This is a genomic window from Streptomyces bugieae (assembly GCF_036352915.1).
In the GTDB taxonomy this organism is placed as follows: Bacteria; Actinomycetota; Actinomycetes; order Streptomycetales; family Streptomycetaceae; genus Streptomyces; species Streptomyces endophytica.
In genome coordinates this window covers 49,692-69,815 of the sequence record NZ_JAZBJP010000036.1, presented here as the reverse complement: position 1 = coordinate 69,815, position 20,124 = coordinate 49,692, and the positions used below count along the sequence as shown (strand labels likewise).

Below are 20,124 nucleotides of genomic sequence, written 5' to 3'. Positions count from 1 at the left end.
GGGGAAGAGCACAGGTCCGGTGATCCCTGTCCGGGGCACCACACACCACAGCCGCGGCCACAGGCCACAGATTCACCACAACACGGCGGGCTGCGCACCCCCGAGAAGGGATGGGCAGCCCGTTTGGTTCGGTAGCGGCTTCATCCCCACCTCGCGCGACAGCGAAACATCCCCGCCCGCGGCCCCCGTCCGCCGCCGGTTCCCGCCCGCACGGCCTCACCCGCGGCCGCACCGGGGGCGATGCGCCAGACCCCGCTCCTCGACCCGTTTCCGCGTGTACGCCTCGAAGTTCACGGCGCCGGCATCCTCGCGGAGGGACGGGTGGACCATGATCCCTGAACCTGCGGGTCGGAGGAGGGCCCTCCGCCGCGAGCGTCCCGGCCTGTTTCGCGGATCGCCCCTGACGGTCCCGTCCCGCTCGGCGGGTTCGGGCGCCGTGGGGCCCCGGTCCGGGTCACGGGGCGGTTCGGGGCTCTGATTATGCTGGGCCGCTGCGCGGTGGGTGCGCGACGGGTGCGCCGCTCCGGTTGCTCTTGGGAGAGGTGTGGGTATGGCCAAGCCTGTGCGTGCGGCGGTCGGGAAGGTGTGGATCAAGTGCACCTTCTGTCAGGGCGATCTGTTTCGGGACCGTGAGGTGAAGCTCAACAGCTCCGGCATGGAGATCATGGGCTTCGGCTGGGCGAACGAGTCGGCGACCGGGCTGATCTGCTGGAACTGCGGCTATGTGCACCTGTTCGTGAACAGGGATCTCGAGCTGTACAAAGTGAAGAAGGACAAGGGGTGAGGTAGGTCCCCCTCGGCGCGCGGGTTCGGTTCTCGTCACCCCGCTCCATGGCGAAGGCCCCGGTCGGTGACCGGGGCCTTGTGTGTTGCCGGGCCGGCTTCCGTGCGTGCGGGGCGCGGGCTCGGTGCGTGATGTGGGGGCGCGGGGCTCAGCGCTTGATGAGCTTGCCGACCGCGTTGGCCTCCCATGCCTGGTCGGTCAGGAACTTCCAGGACAGGTTGATGAATCCGTGGTCGCCCCAGCCGGAGCCCCAGGAGTTCTCCACCCGCACGCCCTTGCTGTTGTAGCCGACGATGGCCATCGCGTGGCCGCCTGCCATGGGGTCACCGGCCGTCAGGGAGTAGCGGTAGGAAGCGGCCGTCCGGGGAGTGACGGCGAAGAAGCTGTTGTGGACCGGCATCGCGACGGTGACCGGCAAACCCTTGGCGAGCGCCGCCTTCACCTCGGCCTGCAACCGGCTTCCGGTGTGCAGCGGGGTGTAGCCGGACAGCTTCCACTTCGCGGCGTTCCTGGTCTGGTCGGCGGTCGGCTGGGTGGTGTAGTCGAAGTCCCCCTGCCAGTAGTGGGACTTGGCGTCGACGCCCTGCTTCATGGCGATCCGGAAGTGATCGGCCAAGGAGGTCCCGCGCTGCTGCCCCTTGACGACCTGCGCGTAGGTGAACATGGGCGCCTGGGGCCCGCCGGAGATCTTCTGCTCGCGCTCCAGGAGGCCGTACGCCGTGTAGTCCACGGCCCAGGCGGCGCAGGAACCGACCTGGCCCTGGTTGCCGGGGGCGGGCGCGTACTTGCTCAGGTCGACGCTTTCGGGCAGGGCGGCCCGGGCCGTCGAGGGCTTCGCCCCGACCAGGGCGCCGGGCGCGAGCGCCGACAGCCTGGGCTTGAGGGCCTTGCCGAGCGCGGTCGTCCGACCGTTCTCCTTGGACGGCACCGCGCCGGTGCCGAAGCGTTTCGGCTTTCCGGCCGCCGTCTGCGGTATCCGCGACGCCTCGGCGGTGGCCGCACGGTGGTCGGCGGTCTTCCGGGGGGCGGTCGTCTCGGTGGCCGCCGACGACACACCGACGGTGACGGCGCCGACCACCCCCGCCGAGGCAAGCGCGATCACCGCACGCGACCTGCCGCCCATCGCCTTCCACCGGTGCGAACCGTGACTCATCGATGTCCTCGTTCCTTCGGAATCTTCTGCTGTCAGGGACCTGACAGTGAGGGAGATTCCTCAGGTCGCGAGGGATAACAGGAATTGCGGTGCCGGAAAGAAAATTCCCTTGGCGGGGACGGGAGTTGGATCAGTCGGAGAAGTCCTGGGTGAGCCAGACGGTGCCGTTGGCGTCCCGGTGGACGCCTATGCCGACGTGGCGGAACGTCGTGCTGAGGATGTTCTGCCGGTGGCCGTCGTTGGGCGGCTTCTCGTCCAGCATGGACTGCGTCAGGCCGACGGCGGCGGAGGCGATCTGCTGAGGGTCCGGCCCCGCCGAGGCCTGCCCGATGTTCTCCCCGGCCGCCCCCCAGTGCACGCCCTGGGCCGTTTCCCGGTCGCCCAGCGGCGCTTCACCGGGGCACTGGTGGGACAGGCCGCATCCGTCGTCCATCACGGTGTTGTGGGCCTGGGCGCTGCGGGTGAGACCGGTGGCGAGGGTGTAGGGCGGCAGGCCGTGGTCGGCCCGCGCCTTGTTGATCACGGCGAGGACCTGCTGGGCGGGGTCGACCGTCCGGCTCGGCCGGGGCGTCGGGGTCGGCGACGGGGTCAGCGGCGGACGGGCGGGCCGTTCGTCGCGGCTCGCCGCGGTGGTCTCCCGGCGGCTCGGCGCGGCCTTGGGACGCGCGGGAGGCGTGCTGGTGGAACGCCGGACCGAGGGTTCCGGGCCGGGCGAGCTCGCCGACGTCGTGGCGGGCACGCTGCGGGGCACGGCCGCCGCGCTCGTGGTGTCGTGGCCGCCGGAGGGGACGAGGGTGAGGGTCAGGGCGGCTGCGGCAGCGGTGGCGGTCACCGCGGCGCCGCCGGCGACCGCGCTCGCGCCCCGGGGGCGGGACTGCAGGATCCGGCGGACGCCCCTGCCGCCCGCCTTGGGCGCGCGATGCGCTCCCCGCCGTACCGCCGCCTTGGCCACCTGCCCGCCGCCGGTGCCGGGAATGTCCTGCCGGGAGGCGACGGAGGCGATGTTGACGACGGACGCGCCGTGGCTGCCGGACAGCAGCCAGAGCAGGCCGGCCGCCGGCGGCACCAGGCCCAGACCGACGAGCAGCCCTTCGGCCGGGACCAGACCGATCCAGTACCCCGAACACGCCGCGCAGCCGCGTGCGTGCCGGGCTATTCGCTTGCGCCACAGTGCGGAGGGGACGCCGTCCCAGTGGGCCACCATCGCCAGCAGTTCCCCGCAGCGCGGCTCTGCCGACAGCGCACGCACGACGACCCGGGCCGTCTCCAACTGGATCTTCATCCGCTGCACCCGTACCGCGGTGTGCTGCTGGGTCAGTTCCATGGCGGTGGCCACCTCTTCACGGGTGAGCTCGCCCGCGGCCTCCAGCCACCACAGCGACAGCAGTGCGCGGTCGTTCTCGTCCAGCCACCGGGTCGCCTCGGCGACCTCCCTGCGCTGTCCGGCGAGGCCCAGGCGGAGGATGGTCAGATCGACGAAGTCGGTGGCGGGATCGGCGAGGTCGGCGACGTCGTCCACCCTGGTGTCGGTCGGTGACGCCTGACTGCGGTGCCAGTGCCGGCGTATCTCGTTCATCGTCACGGCCACCAGCCAGGAGCGGAACCGGTCGGGATCACGCAGCCCGTCGAGCCCCTGCAGCATGCGGAGCATGACCTCCTGCACCACGTCGTCGACATCGGCGTGGCCGCGAAGTGCGCGGCCCACGATGTTGTAGACCAGCGGCAGAAAGCCGGTCACCAGCTCGTCCTGCGCCTGCTGATCCCCAGCACGCGCGGCCACCACAGTCGCTGCTCCAGGATGTGGGTTCACGTTCCGGCTTCCTTCCTCGCTGTGCAATCGGTCGTGCGATCGGTCGTGCCATCGGCCCTGCGATCGGTCGTGCCATGCCTGGGGATCCTCCCGCCCCGGCCGGATAACAGAAAACCTCGGGGTACTTCCCGCGGCCGGCGTCGCGCCGTCGATCAGGACCGCAACGGGGGCGGGGCACGGCGCGGGAGGCGGGTGCGGCAGGCGGGACCGGCGGCCTCGCCGGCCGCACGGCAGCGCTTGTTAGTGGGGCGTTACCGGTGCGCTAGTGCTCGCCGCGAGAGTCGTACGCGTCCAAGGGCATTGGTCGGGCCTCACGTTCTGCCTCTCTTGCTGCCTCTCCTTCTCTTCTCGGCCGCCTTTTCGGGGCGCGACGGAACCTCGGTATCCGCCTTCCCCTCTCTTTGGGTGTCCCACTTCGCTGGGCGCGCCACCTACCAGAACTTCGAACCAATGCGATGGGATCGTCATGCGTGAATTCAGCCGCCGCCGGATATTCGGGCTCGGCGTCGGAGCGGCGGCCGCGCTGTCCGTCGCCGGCTGCTCCACCGCCGGGTCGTCGGCTTCGGGCACGGTCGGAAGCAATTCCGGAAGGGGGGCGCAGGGCAAGCCGATAGGCGACGGCTCGACCGCGTACACCGGGCAGCAGCCCATGCAACCGCCCAGGCCGGAGCGGCTGCAGCCGGGGCAGAAGCCGCCGCAGTTCGTGGTCTTCTCGTGGGACGGTGCGGGCGAGGTGGGCAACGGTCTCTTTCCGCGGTTCCGCAAACTCGCCCGCGACCACAATGCCTCGATGACGTTCTTCCTTTCCGGGCTGTATCTGCTGCCCGAGTCGAAGAAGCGCATGTACCGCCCGCCGAACAACCCGGTCGGTGCCTCCGCCATCGGCTACCTCAAGGACGACCACATCAGGGAGACCCTGAAGAATGTGCGGGCGGCCTGGCTGGAGGGCCATGAGATAGGCACGCACTTCAACGGCCATTTCTGCGGTGAAGGCAGCGGCTCGGTGAAGCATTGGACGCCAGCCCAGTGGGACGACGAGATCGAGCAGGCCGTGTCGTTCGTCACCAAGTGGCGGACGAACACCGGCTTCACCGACCTCGAAGCGCTGCCGTTCGACTACGGCAAGGAGCTGGTCGGCGGCCGTACGCCGTGTCTGCTCGGCCAGGACAACCTGCTTCCCACGGCGAGGAAGCGGGGCTGGCGGTACGACGCCAGCTCGCCCGGCGGACTGCAGGTCTGGCCGGTCAAGAGGCAGGGCCTGTGGAACTTCCCGCTCCAGCAGATGCCCTTCCCCGGCCACTCCTTCGAGGTCCTCTCGATGGACTACAACATCATGGCCAACCAGTCGAAGAACTCCACCAAGGCCCCGCCGGCCAACTACCCGGGCTGGCGCAAGCAGGCCGCCGGGGCGTACATCGCCGGTTTCCAGCGGGCCTACGAGACCAACCGGGCGCCGTTCTTCATCGGCAACCACTTCGAGCAGTGGAACGGCGGCATCTACATGGACGCCGTCGAGGAAGCGCTCAAGCACATCGCCGACGAGAAGCACAAGGACGTCCGGCTGGTCTCCTTCCGCCAGCTCTGCGACTGGCTCGACGCCCAGGACCCCAAGGTCCTCGCCGACCTGCGCCGACTCGGGGTCGGGCAGCAGTTCACCGGACGCGGCTGACGGCAGCGGGAAGGCCGCGCGTCGGCCCGCCCGCGCGGCGGCATCCCGGGACGGGACGCCGCCGCGCCCCTGTGCTCAGGCCCCGGTCCGCTCCACCGGGATCCACAGTTCCGCGTCCGCCTGCGTCGCGTCCTGCGACAGGCGGGTGCGCAGGATCTCGGGTCCCGGCCGGCTCTGGTACGGGTTGGACGGGAACCACTGCGTGAACACGTCCCGCCACAGGTACTGGAGCGCCTGCGGGAACGGTCCGGAGTTCTCGAAGACGGCCCAGGTCCCCGCGGGGACGGTGAGCGCGTCCAGGTCCTCCGGCACGTCCGCCCCGGTCACCACGCCGTGGTAGTAGTCGAGTTCGGTGCCCTCGGCCCGGCTCGGGTCGAGGTCGTCGCTGACCGAGACGATCCCCTCCGGCTGCTGGTCCGACAGCGCGTTGATGCGCCCCACGGTCTCCTTGTCGATGCCCCGGATGAACTCCGCGATCGCCGGGTTCACCCCGACATGGACCAGCGGGACACGGGCCTTCTTGCCGACGACACGGAACTCCTCCTTCTCCACCACGCGATAGCGCATGCTGCTGCTCCCCTCGACGATGAGGCGGAAGGACATCCGGGGCTGGGAGTGCAGCGCCGCACCGGTCCGCCGGGCCTCGCCCGGTCCGATGCCGTGCACGGCACGGAACGCCCGCGCGAACGCCTCCCCCGAGCCGTAGCCGTAGCGCACCGCGGTCTCCAGCAGCGTCCGCTCCCCCGCGAGCACGTCGGCCCCCGCGACGGTGAGCCGTCTGCGCCGGATGTACTCCGACAGCGAGACCCCCGCCAGCGCGGAGAACAGCCGGCGGAAGTGGTACTCCGACATCACCGCGATCCGCGCCAGCTCGGCCACCTCGATCCGCTGGTCGAGATGCGACTCGATGTGTTCCAGCGCCTCGTTCAACCGCTCCAGCATCCCGGTCTCCTTCCCTTGACGCACCTCACGTTAGGAACACCGCAGCATGCCGGACCCGACATCCTGTGCCCGGTCCGATCAGGTGTGACGGGGGTGCGGCGGTGGGCCGTACGTCCGCGTCGACGGCTGTTCCGCAGGGTGGTTGAGCAGGGCCAGATAGTGGCTGAGGTGGGTGGCCGCGTGGAGCATGGCGAGGCCCTGGGTGGTGAGCTTGTGGTGCCAGTCGTCCAGGGCGGCGGACAGGGTGGCGGTGTCGCCGGCCGTGCGGATCTGCCGGACCACGGCGGAGATGTGGTCCAGCAGGTAGCCGCCGCGCCTGAGGAGGTGGGCGAACTCGGCGTCGCGGATGTCGCTCGGGCGGTAGATGCGGTGTCCGGTGCGCGGGTCGCGGGCGGGGGTGAGGATGCCGGCGTCCTCCCAGTTGCGCACGGTTGCCGGGGTGACGCCGAGCTGGTGGGCGAGTTCGCCGATGGTGCGGGTGGCGGCGGCCGACGAGGGGTCCGAGGTGGCCTCCCACTCCGCCGTCAGGTGATCCACCGCTCTGCGCACCGCGTCGAGGGTCTCGCGGTCGTGGAGCAACTGGCTGTGGCCGCGGTCGATGAGCACCAGGGCGGCGTCGAGGGCGTCGCGGTGGAGCGCGTTCATGATCTGGCCGCCGGTCGCGTGTCCGTAGGCCGGGATGAGGGCGAGGAAGGTACGGAGCGCTGCCGCGTGGACCTCGGTGTAGATGCGGTAACCGCTCCCCGTGCGCTCCGCGGGCGGGAGGAAACCGTCCCGTTCGTAGTTGCGGACCGCCTGGGTCGAGATGCCGTGCTCGCGCGCGAGGTCAAAGGGGCGCATGGTTACCACCTGTTTGAGACTTCGGAGGGAGCCTATCGTGCAGTCCGCGGGCAGGAACGAGGAAAGTATCAACCGTCCTTTCAAGGATACGATTGAGGCTCATGAGTCAGGACATGCAAGACTTCGTGAGTACGTCATGTGAGCTGTTGGCGCTCGGTGAGCCGACGCACCTGGAGCCCGCCTTCGGGCGGCTGCGCAACGAGCTGTTCGTCCAGCTGGCCGACCGTGGCTTCCGGTCGATCGCGCTGGAGATCGACCGGGTGGCGGCGCTGCGGGTGAACGACTTCGTCCAGGGGGGAGCCGGAACGCTCGACGACGTGATGAGCGAGGGCTTCTCGACCGGCTTCGGGGAGCTGCTCGCCAACAGGCAACTCGTTGCCTGGATGCGCGAGCACAACGAAGGCCGGCCGGACGAGGAGCGTCTGGCCTTCCACGGCATCGACGCCGAGATGGAGAACACCAGCGCACCCAGCCCGCGGCGCTATCTCGAGTACGCCCGCGACTATCTGCAGCCCGACCTCGACGTCGATCTCGCGGGCCTCGCCGGGGAGGACGAGCGGTGGAGCCGCACGGAGGCGATCCTGGACCCGGCGATGTCGATCGGTGACACGGCCGAGGCCGAGAAGCTCCGGGCGCTCGCGGACGACATGCTCACCTCGCTCCATGCGCGCGCCCCGGAGCTGATCGCGGCGACGTCACGTGCCGAGTGGTTCCGGGCCAGGACACACCTCACGGCCGGTCTGGGCCTGTTGCGCTACCACAAGCAGTCGGCCCAGCGGATCGACGAGAGTGCCCGGATCTCCCGGCTGCTGGCCACCCGGGACGCGCTGATGGCCCAGAACCTCCTCGACGTGCGCGACATCGAGGCCCGGCGGGGGCCGACGCTGGTCTTCGCCCACAACCTCCATCTGCAGAAGAACCGGAGCACCATGCCGATGGCGGGCAGGGACCTCGACTGGTTCTCCGCCGGCGCCATCGTGGGGTCCCTGCTGGACGAGCGGTACACCGTCGTCCTCGGCACCCTGGGCAGCAGCGACGTCCTCGGGCTGGGGGAACCGGCGGCGGATACCTGGGAGGCGATCCTCCAGGGCCGGATCACCGGCTGGGGGCTGATCGCGGCCAGTACGGTCACCGCGGCCGCCACGGCAACTCCCGTCCGTACGCGGACCGATACCACCCCGCAGCAGGGCTACTTCCCCCTCGACCGGGCGAGCCTCGACGCGGCGGACGCGCTCCTGCACGTCAGCGACGGCCCGACCGCCGTGCGGCCGCTCCGCCCGTAGGCCCGGCAGGGGAGGCGTGGCGCCGGGTGCGACGAGGGGGATCCGGCGCCCGCCTCCCCCGAGCGGGAAAAATAGCGGGAAAAATACCGGTCGTATTCAGGACACGGCAGGAAAAGAGAGTTCGACGTGCCCGGGCAGGGATCTCGAAACCGATATGCAATCGCAGGTTCAAGAGAGGTTTCGGGTACTCGGGCGAGGCAAGTAAGGGGGCATGAACAGCCCTCATGACCCCATGCCGGTAAACGACAATTACGGCCCCTATCACGCTCATCCCGACCTCCACCGGCGCAGCCGGGACGGCTCCGGGGCAAACCGGACGGCCCTGGTCATCCACACGATCGCGGACATCGCCGCAGGCATGCTGGGCCTGTGGATCCTGCTGTACCTGCTGGAGGCCAACCGGGGAAATGTCTTCGTCGGCTTTGTGCACGGCATGGCCGACTGGCTCGCCGGCTGGTCCCAGGACATCTTCACCATGGACACCGAAGGACTGCGGGTTTTCCTCAATTTCGGTCTACCCGCAGTGATTTACCTTCTGGTCGGCCATGGCATCGCCGCACGGATACGCCGCCTCTGACCCGAATTCCCGCCGCCGGGGGCCCGTTACGCCCGGCGTGGCGCTCCCCGGTCCAGGTGGGCGATGACATCGGCATGGAATCGGTCCACGGCATTGTCGACGCTGCGGATGAAGCCCGACTCGGCATTGCCGCGACCGCTGCCCATGCTTTTGAACAGCGACAGGCGAAAACCGGTGATCTGCGCACCGTCCTTCGGCAGGATGTCGGCGGGCTCGGGGCGCAGTCGCTCCAATGTCCCGCGCGGGCCCGTTCCGGGGCCGTCGACGAGGGTTTCGACGTGCAGATCCGCCGGCGCCGCCGCGAGCCGGCGGATCAGCCGCTTGGCCACGGTGAGCGGATAGCCCTGCTCGGCCGCCACCACCTCAATCGACGTCCGCAACTTGCCGGTCCGCAGATCCGCCACCAGCGCCAGGGTGCCCGGTGTGTCCTCGATGCGCAGTTCGGCCTGCAGTCGCCCCTCGGAACACAACTGATCCGCCAGCGCGGCCCGACGGGCCCGGGGATCGGTGCCGCGCCGGGCGCGCTGAACGGGCAGGACCTTCCGGCCGAGTTCCCCGCCCAGCCGCAGACAGACCTGCCGGACCAGCCGCTCCCAGCTCTCGACCACCTCGACGGCACGCAGATCCCCCTGGCACAGCGTCTCGTCGTCGATGGCGTTGCGTACCGGCACCCATGCGGAGCCCATGTTCTGGAAGCCGTGGCAGCCCGAATTCTCGTGCTGGAGGTAGTGCAGCAGTTCCTGGAGCAGCCACGCATGGGCGGCGTTGCCGACGCCCTCGTGGTGGATCAGCATCTGCGCCTGGTGCGCCACCTCCGCCCAGGACAGGTGCCACAGGGCGACCTTGTGTTTGCGCCGGCCGTCCGTCTTCACGTCGACCAGCGGACTGCCTTCCAGGGCCACGTCGTTGGTCAGGGCGATCACCGCCTCGTAACCGCGCCGGGCGGCGATGTCCAGGTACGCCTGCACCTGCTCCGCCTTGAGCGGGTGGCCGTTCGTCTTCGTCTCGATCAGCGCGGTCCACAGCTTGCCGGCCCGTTCCACCCGGACCACACCGTCCGGGCGCCTGGGAGCGTCTCCGTGCGGCAGCGACACCTCGGTGAACGTCTCCATCCGGCCGGCTGGTGCACCGAAGGCCGCCGTGAGGCGGCGGCCGAACTCCGGCACCTGAGCCATGACGGCCAACAGCACGGAAGTGGCCCGCACTTCGCGCTCCCGGTCGCTCCTGAGGGCCGATACGGGGAAGAGCCGGGCCGTCCGCCAGGCGTCGTTCTCGGCGAGCGGCTTCTTCGGCTGCTGGGGAAGCGTGATCTTCTTGCGGGCCGTGCGGGGACGACTGGTCCGCCTCCGCTCGACCGGGGTGGGTGCCTCGTCGAGGGCGGTCTTCTCGGCTGCGGCGGGTTTCCCGGCCGGGGCGGGTTTCCCGGCCGTTACGGCCCCGGGGCCGCTCGCGGGCTGCCTGGGAGACGGAAGGGACGCGACGTCCTCAACCACATCACCGCCGGACGCCTCGGCCGCTTCGCCCTGCGCCAGGTCGCTTTCGGCCCCACCGTCCTCCCCCGCATCGTCCTCGATGTTCACCCCGAAGTCCGTCGCGAGACCGGCGAGGCCGGAGGCGTAACCCTGACCGATGGCCCGGAACTTCCATTCCCCGGCCCGACGGTAGAGCTCACCGAAGAGGAAGGCGCTCACCTCTCCGGCGTCTTCGGCGGTGAACTGGAGGACGTTCTCGCCGGCACCGTCGGCCAGCGTCAGGTGCAGGTCGCTGAGGTCCCCGAACCGGGCGCCGCCGTAGCGGCTCGCCGCCACGACCACTCGCTCGATCTCCGGCGGAATCGCCTCCAGGTCGAAGCTGATGCGGTCCTCGTTGCCGTCCCCGGCCGGCGTTTTGCCCAGGAGTTGGACGCTGCCGTCCGGGGCGACGGGGTGGTTGTAGAAGTAGAAGTCGGCGTCACTGCGCACCTTGCCGTGCTCGTTCAGGAGGAGCACGGAAACATCCGCATCACCCTCCCCAGAAGTGCTGTTCCACCCCAGGCGCAACATCACGGAACCGACGTTCTCGCTCAGCGCCGACAAGCCGACATTGGCACCCTTGAGCATCTTGTGCATATGGCCCCCAGATTGCGTACGACCGCGCGCGGGACTGAATCCCGGCGGCCCCCTGTACGCCGTGTGCGCTACGTCACATACTCGCCATGTGTGGGGGAACCCTAGCGGGTGGAGTGCGGACAGGGCGGTGAAGTGCGGAAACTCGGGCTTTTTCGATCTTGGGCGTGGTGGCACCGAGGAAGGAGTGACTCCTCTTGTGTGGAATGGAATTACCGATCCGTTGGCGGAAACCCGAGTTTTGGCCAATTCGGAGCGACGGGGGTCACTCGCACGGGCGGGGGTCTGACCTCCGGGTCGTTGGCTGAGGGACGGGGGTTGATGGCTGGATGGTGAGGGGTGTCGGCCGCGCGGGCGGCTCGGGGTGGGGCCGTTTACCTGGGGGTACGGGGAGTACTGCCGAGTATGCGGAGCGTGGCGTAATTCACTCGACCCAAAGGGTCACTCTGCGACCATCAACGCCTACGAAAAACCGGCCATACGGACTGCTGCCGTGGGGGGAGTGGCCATGGGGCTGCTCGGCGACGAGCTGGCTTTTGCGCGGGCTCTGACAGCCCAGGAGAACGAGAGCGTGATGGCTCTCGGGAGCCGGAAGCGGTATCCGGCCGATGCCCACCTCCTGACGGAGGGCGACCGGTCCAGTCACGTCATGATCATTCTACGCGGATGGGTGACCGTTTCCGTGGCCACGGACCGCGGTGCCACCCGGCTGATACTCGGCCTGCGCGGCCCCGGTGAACTCCTCGGGGAAATGGCCGCGTTGGACAGTCATCCCCGCAGCGCCACCGTGCGCGCCCTGGGGCCGATCGAGGCCCAGGTCATCTCCGGCGACGCGTTCCGTCGCTTCCTCGCCCTGCACCCGCGGGTCAGCGGACTGGTGATCCGCCAGCTCACCTTCCGGCTCCGCAGCGCCGACCAGGAGCGGTCCGCGCTCGCCTCGCTCACCGTGTTGCAGCGACTGGCCGCCCGGCTCAGCGAGTTGTCCCGGGTCGAGCCCGCCGGCCCCTACGCCCCGCCCGTACCCGGCCGTTCCAGACCCGGGACCGTCGTCCACCTGGCCCAGGACGAGCTGGCGGCCACCGTGGGGGCCACCCGCGAAGCCGTCGCCAAGGCCCTGCGGCTGCTGCGTACGCAGAAGGTCGTGCGTACCGGCAACCGGATGGTGGAGATCCTCGACCCCGCGCTGCTCGCCCTCCTCGCCGAGGGCCATCAGGAATGAGCACGGCCGGAACGCGTGCGGCGGGAACGGGCGCGGCAGGGGCGCGGACCTGACGCGCAGAGCGCACGCCCGGCGTGTGTAAACGGCTACAGACGGCCCCGGTCCCGGGCCGGAAGCTGATGGGGACGGCAACCGAACAGAACGGCAGGACAGGGGGCTCGGGGTGGACGACGGCGCGAGGGATGTCGCGGAGGCGCACTACGAGTTGGTGATCAGCGTCGACGCCCGGCGGTCCGGGGAGTACGACGACGTGGACAGGCCGCGGATGCGTGCCCGGATCTACCGGATCCTGGAAACGGCGTTCAACCACGCCAAGGTGGCCCGGGACGCGGTCCACATGGAGGACCGCGGCGACGGCGTGCTGCTGTCGGTGGCCGGCCGGATCGCGGTGACCCGGCTGCTCGGCCTGTGGATGGTCGAGGTGCGCGAGAACCTGCGGGACGAGAACCGCGGCCTGCGGGTGCCCCTCGGGCTGCGGGTGGGTATGAACGTCGGCCCGGTGGTGCGCGACGGCCGCGGGGTCAGCGGGCGCGCGGTCGATCTCGCCTGCCGGCTGGCCGACTCCCCCGTCGGGCGGCAGCTGCTGGACGCCGAGCGGGCGGATCTCGTGCTGGTGGTGTCCGAGTCGCTCTACGAGGACGTGGTCCGCAGCGGCGGCAAGTTCATCGAGCCGGCGCGCTACTCCCGGGCCCGGCTGGCGCTCAAGGAGGGCGCGGTCACCGCCTGGTTCCACCTTCCCGGACGGGACGCACCGGCGATACCGGACGGCCTCGATCCGGGCGAGGGGCGGACGCGTGCGGTGCGGGGCGCCGGGGACGCGGGGGGCGGGGCCGCGGGGGGCGGGGCCGGGGTCGCCGATGTGGACGGCCGCGACGGCGAGGACGAACAGGACGACGAGGACGGCGGCGAGGACGGCGACCGCGACGGGGGCGGCGGGTCGGGTGGGTCCGGCGGGTCCGGTGGTGACCGGTACGTCGTCCGGGGCGATATGTCCCGGCACGAAAACAACGTCTACCACCAGGGCGTGCACATCGGGCGGATCACCGGCGACACCGAGCGGCGGAAGGGCTGAGGCACGTGGCCGAGGAAGAGCAGGCGGGGGGACCGGCCGAGCCCGAGGCCCCGAAGGCGGCCGGCGGGCCGTCCCCGGAGGGCGAGCACAAGGCCCGGGGCAAGGACGGTGACGACCGGGCGCGCGGGGCGGACGACAAGGGGGACGGCGGCGAGGACGGCGGCGAGGCCGCGGAGCGGGAACGCGAACGGGAGCGCGCCGCGGGGCGGTTCAAGGAGCGCACCGGCAATCCGCTCGCCGGGGAGGAGAGCGAGGACGGGCCGACCGACCTCGCCGCCGCGTCGCGGGCCCGCCGCGCCACCCGGATGCTGTTCGACACCGGGCGGGACCTGAACAGCTTCGACCGTTCGTACATCCAGAGCGCCCACATCGGGGACATCCACCTGCGGATGGACGCCCGGCAGGCCGCGGCGGGGGTGCGCAGCGGGCCGGTACCGGACGAGGAGCTGCGCCGGCTCCGACGGGTGCACGTCGAACCGGAGGGGTACTTACGGCTGCGCAACGCGCTGCGGGCCCGCCGGCTGCTGGTGCTCGGCGCGGCGCCCGGCACCGGGCGCACCAGCACCGCACTGGCCCTCCTCGACGAGGTCACCGCCCTCGCGGGGGACGGCCCGGGCGAGGAATCCGGGTCCGGGCCGCGGGTGTTGCGGGTGGACGTCGAGACGGACGGCGGTGTGCCGAAGCTCGCCGGTTCGCTGGAGGAGCGGCACGGCACCGGCTATCTGCTGGAGCTGTCGCTCGGCAAGCCCGGTGCGCTGCCGCCGGACGCGATGGACCTGGACGGGCTGGCCGCGGCGCTGGACGAGCGGGAGTCGTTCGCGGTGATCGTCGTGACGGTCGGGTCGGCGGCGAATCCGCTGCTGGCCGGGCGGTACGGAATGCTCTGCCCGCCCGTGCCCACGCAGGAACTGCGCACCGCCCGGCTGCGGGAGCGGCTGGAGGAACACGTCGCGGCGGCCGGGGACGAGGGGCCGGACGGCGGGACGCGGGTGGCCGAACTCCTCGCCCGCGCCGAGGAGTTGGCCGAGCGGACGGAGATCAGGGACGCGGTCGGGCTGAACGACCTGCGCCCCGCCGAGGCCGAACTGCTCGCCTCGCTGCTGGCCGGGCATCTGCTGGACGACGTCTCCTACGAGGAGCTGCTGACCGGCTGCCGGAGTCTCGCGACGGGCCAGGCCCACGAGTGGTTCGCCGGGGTGGACCGGGCGCTGGCCGCGCCGCCGCCGGCCGCGGACGGGAGCGCGGGACGGCGGCCGGGGACGGCGGCGCTGTTCCACCCGGTGGCGTTCCGGATCGCGCTGGCCGTCCTGGGCGGCGCCCCGCACAGCGCGGTGGCCGCCGCCGCACACCTGCTGACCTGGGAACTGTCGGTCCAGAGCGATCCGGACCACACCCCGGCCCGGCCGCTGTTCTGCGACGACCCGGAGTCCGACCTGGCGCTGTCCCGGGCCGAACTGACCGACGGCGAGGTCGAGGTGGCCGGCACCGAGGTGCCCGCCCAGCTGATCTGGTACCGGGGGGCGGCGCTGCCCGGCGCGGTGCTCAGCGAGGTCTGGGACCGGCACTTCCCGGTCCGCGGCCCGGTGGTGCGCTGGCTGCGGCTGCTGGCCGACGACCCCCGTCCCCAGGTGTGGATGCGCGCCGCGGTGGCCGCCGGGGAGCTGTGCGTACGGGACTTCGACCACGGTTACGCGGAGCTGATCCGGCCGCTCGCCGAGGCGGGCACGCCGCGCCGGCGGATCTTCGCGGCCACCACGATGGACCAGGCGGCCGGGCACGCCTCGCACCGCAAGGCGGTGCGGCGGCTGGTCGACGACTGGAGCCGGTACGGGACGAAGTCGCTGCGCTGGACCGCGGCGATGGCGCTGGGCTACGGGAACGCCGCGGCCACCACGGACGACGCCCTCGACGCCCTGGCCCGGATCGGGGTGCGGGACGACGGGGAGCAGCTGGCGGTCGCCTCGTTCAACGTCGTCCGGCTGCTGGCGCTGCCGGACGGGGCGACGGTGCTGCGGCGGATGGCGGAGTGGACGCACCACAAGCGCGAGCCGTACCAGGACCTCGGTCTGGTGACCACGGTCCGGCTCGCGGTGACCAAGGTGGACGAGGTGCTGGACTCCGAGCCCGACTCCGGGCTCGGGGACCGCGGGGACTGGCCGCTGCCGCTCGCCCTCGCCGTCGCGCACCCCGAACTCGTCGCCCCCATGGCCGACTTGATGTGGACCGCGCTGAACACCGCGCGGTCGCAGGAAGTGGCGATGGACGCACTGGAGGCCCTGCTGCGCACGGCCGTGCGCAAGGACGGCACGGAGTGGACCCAGCCGGGGCTGGCGGCGCTGCTGCCCGCGCTGGCGACCGAGGAGCACGACCGGCGGCGGCTGGACTGGCTGCTGCGCCGAATGATGAAGGATCCGGACAATCCGCTCCCCGACGCGCAGGCGCGCTCCCTGTGGTGGCTCGCCGTCCCGCCGCGGGACCGGACGGGCGAGAGGTACCAGGAGGAAACGCATGGCTGACGACCAGGGCGTGGCGGGGGGCGGGGCGGACGGCCCGGGGCCGGCGGGTCCGTTCCTGCGGGAGTACGCGCCGACGGGCCCGTTCCGGCACACCAGCGCGCGGACCGCGTCGGTGCTGTTCTACCGGAACGGCGGCTACAGCGTGGCGACCGTCTCCGGCGTCCAGCACCACGACAAGCGGGCGCTGGCCCGGCCGCACACCATCTGCGAGATCGCGCTCGGCACGTTCGTCACGACGCTGCAGCTGGAGCTGCCGGCCGCCGGGGGCACCACGTTCTTCAAGGCCGAGGTGGAGATCCACTGGACGGTGAGCGATCCCCATCTGGCCGCCACCGAGGTGGTGACCGACGTCGCGCAGCGGCTCACCGCGCCGACGCTGGAGCGGCTGCGGGAGGTCTCCGCGGAGTTCCCGGTCAACCAGGCCGAGCAGGCCGACCGCGCCATCACCCGGCAGTGCGCCGGCGGGCGCTGGGACGACCTGGGCGCCGATCTCGGGCTGCGGGTGCGGCTGTACGTACGGCTGCGGGTGGACGACCGGACGATCCATCACATGGACGACATCCGGGACGCGCACGCCTCGGCGGAGGTGACCCGGGTCCACCAGAACAAGTTCCGGGCCATGCTCCAGGGCGGGGAGCTGGACCAGCTCAGCTACATGCTGGCGGCCGAGCCCGAGGCGGCCAAGGCCTTCCTGGAGAAGATCCGCCAGGAGGGCCGGGCCGACGAGAAGGAGCGCGTCGAACGGCTCTTCGCCATGGTCGACAGCGGCCAGATCCACTCCACCGATGTGGAGGCCCAGGCGCTGGAGCTGCTCAACCGGGGCCGCCACAGCGTCCAGGGGCCCATCGGCTCGCTGCCCGCCCGCCGGGACACCCCGCAGCTGGGCCCGGGCACGTCCGAGCCGTTCACCCCGGACTGGGTCGCGGACGACCCGCCGTCCCGGGCCGGGCGCCCGTCGTACCTGGACAAGGACGACCCGGCGGACGGCGGTCCGGTGGACGCCGAGCCCGAGCCGCCGCGCCGCCGCCGGCGCAGCCGCGACGACGGATGGTCCTGGGCGGAGGAGGACTGATGACGGCCGACGGCGGTACGAGGAACTCCCCCGACCCGGTCGTGCCGGTGCCGGACGGGGGTCGGCACGGCCACGACCGGGCGGGGGAACGCATCGCCGAACGGCTGCTGAACACGGTCCGGGAGGACCTCGGACGGGCCGACTCCAAGGCGGCCGTGCTGCTCTCCGGGGCGCTGGCGCTGCCCGCGTTCCTGATCGGGTGGCACGGCGCGCCCGACTGGCGCGGTCCGGCCGACCTCACGCTGGTCGCCGCCGGGGTGCTCTGGGCGGTCGCGGTGGCCGCGCTGGTCCGGGCGCTGATGCCGCGTACCGGCACGCTCCGCACGCAGGACGGGGTGACGTTCTTCGGCGATCTGCTGGCCCCAAACGACCTGCCCCGGCTGGCCGCCGAGGTCGCCGCGGCCGGGCGGGACCCGGTCGGGTGGCTGCTCATCCAGGCCGTGGACGTCAGCTCGATCCTGTCCGCCAAATACCGGGCCATCCGCTGGGCGGTGGGCGCGCTGGCCCCTTCGGCGGCGCTGGCCCTGGCCTGGAGCCTGACCGCGCGCTGACCGGCGGCCGGCCCGGCGCCGCCGCCCGGCGGCGCACCACCACGCACACGACGCAGAAACGAAATAAGGGGACGGCCGTGGGAACAGTGAGGGGAAAACGGCGGAACGGAAGGGGCTGGGCGCGGCGCGGTGCGGTCCGTGTGCTGGGCGGCGCCGCGGCGCTGATATCCCTGCTCGCGCCCGCCGCCCATGATCCGGTGCCGGCGGCCGCGTCGAAGCCGGCCTTCACGTCGGTCAACTACGCGGTGGCGGTGGACGAGTCGGCCAGTCTGGCGCCCGACGACATGAAGGCGGAGAAGGCCGCCGCCGCCCGGATCGCGGTGGGCGACGTCTCCTCGGCGTCCCACGTCACGGTCTTCGGTTTCGCCGCCGCCGAGTCCGGTGACCAGCGTGCGGTGGACCCGGTGTGCCCGCGGACCACGCTGGACGCGGCCGGGCGGGACTCGATCGGCGGGTGCGTCGGCAAGCTGCACGGCCGCAAGAAGGACGAGGGCACCGGCACGGACTTCCCGAGCGCGATACGCCAGGGCGTGCACGAACTGAGCTCCGGCACCGACCCGTCGGTGCCGCGGGTGCTGTTCCTGCTCACCGACGGGCAGATGGACGTCACCGGCAGCCCGCAGTACGGCGACCCCGCGCACCGCAAGGACGAGGGCGAGCGGCAGCTGGACCTGGAGCTGAAGAACGCCCGGGCGCAGGGGGTGCAGATCTGGCCGCTGGGCTTCGGGCCCGACCCGGACAAGGCGCAGCTCGACCGGATGGCCGCCGGCGGCTACCAGAAGGGCTGTGTGGAACTGCCCTCGGCGCTGCCGACGGCCGACAAGATCTCCGGCGCCAAGGACCTCGGCGCGAAGCTGGAGAAGGTCTTCGCCGCGGCGCACTGCCTGCGCTACCAGCCGGGCTCCAGCCCCCAACTGCCGCCGGCCACCATGGAGGTCGGCATCTCGCCGCTGGCGACCGTGGGCAGCATCGTGGTCGACAAGAGCGACCCCAAGGTGACGATCACCTACATCGACCCGAACGGCCATCAGGTGCCCACCTCGGGGTCGTACCGCAAGTCGCACTTCGAGCTGGCGGGCGCCGGGGACACCGTCGAGGCGCTGAAGATCGTCGACCCGGTGCCCGGCGTGTGGCAGGTGAAGGCCGAGGCGCCCGAGGGGCACCGCTCGCTGCCGGTCGGGGTCAGCGTGCTGTGGCAGGGCGAGCTGCGCGGCGCGATCACCATGGACCCGCCGTCGCCGCAGGCCGGCCAGAAGGCCACGGTGACCATGCGACTGCAGACCCGCGAGGGCTACCAGATCAAGGACCCCCGGGACTACGCCGGGCTGCGGGTCCGCAGCGAGCTGACCGGGGACGGCTTCGCCGCGGTGCCGCTGCGGCTCACCGACGACGGCAAGGGGCCCGACCCCACGGCGAGCGACGGCTCGTTCACCGGTTCCGTGACGATCCCGCACAGCGCCAACGGGGCGCTGAAGGTGAGCGGCACGCTGACCGCGTCGGGCCTGAGCGCGGACACCCGCAGCGAGAGCGGCCTGGTCGCGCCGGACGTGCTGCCGGTGTCCGGCACGCTGCGGCTGCCGGCCGCGGACGCCCACCCCGGGGACGAGGTCACCGGCACCCTGAGCGTCCACAACACCGGCAAGACCCCGCACACCCTGCGACTGTCGGTCGCCGACCTCCAGCCGGGGCTGGTGTCGGTCACCCCGGCCGAGATCGAGCTGACGCCCCATGACTCCGGGACGAAGACGGTGACGGTCCGCCTCGGCCCGGCCGACGCCTTCGGCGACCGCCTCGACGACGACGGCCTGAAGCTCGGCGGCACCGTCACCGCCGTCGACACCACCGACCACGACCGGACGGTGGTGCGGGCCCCGCTGTCGGTGACGGTGACGCCGGAGCCCGGCATCTGGGACGCGTACTGGTGGGCGTTCCTCATCGGTGCCGCGGTGATCGCCGCGGTCGTCGCCGTGGTCCTCGCCTGGCTGCGGCAGCGGCGCGGCCGCCTGGACCCGTACGGCCTGGTGCTGCAACTGGTCTCCGAGGACGGCGACGTGGTCGCCACGCACCCGGCCGGGCACGGGCACAAGCAGTGGTACGAGTTCGCGGTCGTCGAACCGCACCGCAGTCCGCGCATCGAGCGGCGCAACCACGGCCGGTACGCGATCCAGCGCAGCCCCGAGGGCGGCGCGTGGCTGCGTGAGCGGGGCGCCGGGCGGACCCGGCTGACCGCACACGGCACCGTCCCGCTGGCCGACGGGCTGAGCCTCTCCCTCGGCGAGGAGACCCGCTCCACCAAGTCCCGCCGCAACCGTCCCACTTGGGGCTCTCGGCCGCGGACCGGCCGGACCCCCACCACCCCCACGGCCGCCACCGAGGACGACGGCACCAGCACCTACGAGTCGTACCGGTGACGCGCGGGGCGGGCCGGTCGCGCACCGGCCCGCCCCGGCGCACCGTCCCGCGGCCGCCGGGCCGCGCGCACCGCACAGATCGACGACGGACCGGCCGCCGGTACGGCCACAACGGGAGGA

15 protein-coding genes are annotated in these 20,124 nt (G+C 71.8%); 10 read left to right on the top strand and 5 right to left on the bottom strand.

Translation table 11 applies throughout. The features are described 5' to 3' along the window. Nucleotides 1-550 precede the first annotated feature (550 nt). Nucleotides 551-784: a hypothetical protein gene (locus V2J85_RS34185; protein ID WP_261956868.1), complete on the top strand. Its 234-nt coding sequence runs from the start codon at nucleotides 551-553 to the stop codon at nucleotides 782-784. 148 nt (nucleotides 785-932) lie between these two features. On the opposite strand, the gene V2J85_RS34180 is transcribed toward V2J85_RS34185, so the two are convergent. Together V2J85_RS34180 and V2J85_RS34175 are read right to left on the bottom strand one after the other, a co-directional pair. Further along, nucleotides 933-1,937 carry a C1 family peptidase gene (locus V2J85_RS34180; RefSeq protein WP_261956867.1) on the bottom strand — a complete coding sequence of 335 codons (1,005 nt, stop codon included), beginning with the start codon at nucleotides 1,935-1,937 and terminating at the stop codon, nucleotides 933-935. 130 nt (nucleotides 1,938-2,067) lie between these two features. Beyond that, on the bottom strand, nucleotides 2,068-3,717 hold the full coding sequence (locus V2J85_RS34175; RefSeq protein WP_261956866.1) for a sigma-70 family RNA polymerase sigma factor: 1,650 nt from the start codon (nucleotides 3,715-3,717) through the stop codon (nucleotides 2,068-2,070). Between the two features lie 496 nt (nucleotides 3,718-4,213). On the opposite strand from V2J85_RS34175, the gene V2J85_RS34170 reads away from it, so the two are divergent. Further along, entirely contained in the window at nucleotides 4,214-5,416 is a 1,203-nt protein-coding gene (locus V2J85_RS34170; protein ID WP_330823729.1) for a polysaccharide deacetylase family protein, read from the top strand. A gap of 75 nt (nucleotides 5,417-5,491) precedes the next feature. Here the strand turns inward: V2J85_RS34170 and V2J85_RS34165 are convergent, their stop codons facing one another. Both V2J85_RS34165 and V2J85_RS34160 read right to left on the bottom strand, forming a co-directional pair. Then, nucleotides 5,492-6,358 carry an AraC family transcriptional regulator gene (locus tag V2J85_RS34165; RefSeq protein ID WP_261956864.1) on the bottom strand — a complete coding sequence of 289 codons (867 nt, stop codon included), beginning with the start codon at nucleotides 6,356-6,358 and terminating at the stop codon, nucleotides 5,492-5,494. Between the two features lie 78 nt (nucleotides 6,359-6,436). Continuing rightward, on the bottom strand, nucleotides 6,437-7,198 hold the full coding sequence (locus V2J85_RS34160; RefSeq protein WP_261956863.1) for a TioE family transcriptional regulator: 762 nt from the start codon (nucleotides 7,196-7,198) through the stop codon (nucleotides 6,437-6,439). A gap of 101 nt (nucleotides 7,199-7,299) precedes the next feature. Here V2J85_RS34160 and V2J85_RS34155 point away from each other — a divergent pair, with 101 nt between their 5' ends. Then, the gene (locus tag V2J85_RS34155; protein ID WP_330823728.1) at nucleotides 7,300-8,481 is read left to right on the top strand and encodes an erythromycin esterase family protein; all 1,182 of its coding nucleotides are present in this window, start codon (nucleotides 7,300-7,302) and stop codon (nucleotides 8,479-8,481) included. Between the two features lie 232 nt (nucleotides 8,482-8,713). Then, a complete protein-coding gene (locus V2J85_RS34150; RefSeq protein WP_261957540.1) occupies nucleotides 8,714-9,058 on the top strand; it encodes a hypothetical protein in 345 nt (114 codons plus the stop codon). 26 nt (nucleotides 9,059-9,084) lie between these two features. Here the strand turns inward: V2J85_RS34150 and V2J85_RS34145 are convergent, their stop codons facing one another. Beyond that, nucleotides 9,085-11,166 carry a TerD family protein gene (locus V2J85_RS34145; protein WP_330823727.1) on the bottom strand — a complete coding sequence of 694 codons (2,082 nt, stop codon included), beginning with the start codon at nucleotides 11,164-11,166 and terminating at the stop codon, nucleotides 9,085-9,087. Nucleotides 11,167-11,671: 505 nt separating this feature from the next. Between V2J85_RS34145 and V2J85_RS34140 the strand changes: the two genes are divergently transcribed. From V2J85_RS34140 to V2J85_RS34115, 6 genes are all read left to right on the top strand, one after another. Beyond that, complete coding sequence (locus V2J85_RS34140) at nucleotides 11,672-12,382, top strand: Crp/Fnr family transcriptional regulator (protein WP_261956861.1); 711 nt, start codon at nucleotides 11,672-11,674, stop codon at nucleotides 12,380-12,382. 163 nt (nucleotides 12,383-12,545) lie between these two features. After that, on the top strand, nucleotides 12,546-13,454 hold the full coding sequence (locus V2J85_RS34135) for a nucleotidyl cyclase domain-containing protein (protein WP_261956860.1): 909 nt from the start codon (nucleotides 12,546-12,548) through the stop codon (nucleotides 13,452-13,454). Between the two features lie 5 nt (nucleotides 13,455-13,459). After that, a complete protein-coding gene (locus tag V2J85_RS34130) occupies nucleotides 13,460-15,970 on the top strand; it encodes a hypothetical protein (RefSeq protein WP_330823726.1) in 2,511 nt (836 codons plus the stop codon). After that, nucleotides 15,963-17,042, top strand: a complete 1,080-nt coding sequence (locus V2J85_RS34125) for a hypothetical protein (RefSeq protein ID WP_261956858.1) — start codon at nucleotides 15,963-15,965, stop codon at nucleotides 17,040-17,042. The genes V2J85_RS34130 and V2J85_RS34125 overlap by 8 nt, the downstream gene beginning before the upstream one ends. After that, a complete protein-coding gene (locus V2J85_RS34120) occupies nucleotides 17,042-17,593 on the top strand; it encodes a Pycsar system effector family protein (protein WP_261956857.1) in 552 nt (183 codons plus the stop codon). Before V2J85_RS34125 ends, V2J85_RS34120 begins: the two co-directional genes overlap by 1 nt. Before the next feature lie 140 nt (nucleotides 17,594-17,733). Next, nucleotides 17,734-20,004: a choice-of-anchor X domain-containing protein gene (locus V2J85_RS34115; protein WP_330823725.1), complete on the top strand. Its 2,271-nt coding sequence runs from the start codon at nucleotides 17,734-17,736 to the stop codon at nucleotides 20,002-20,004. Nucleotides 20,005-20,124 lie beyond the last annotated feature (120 nt).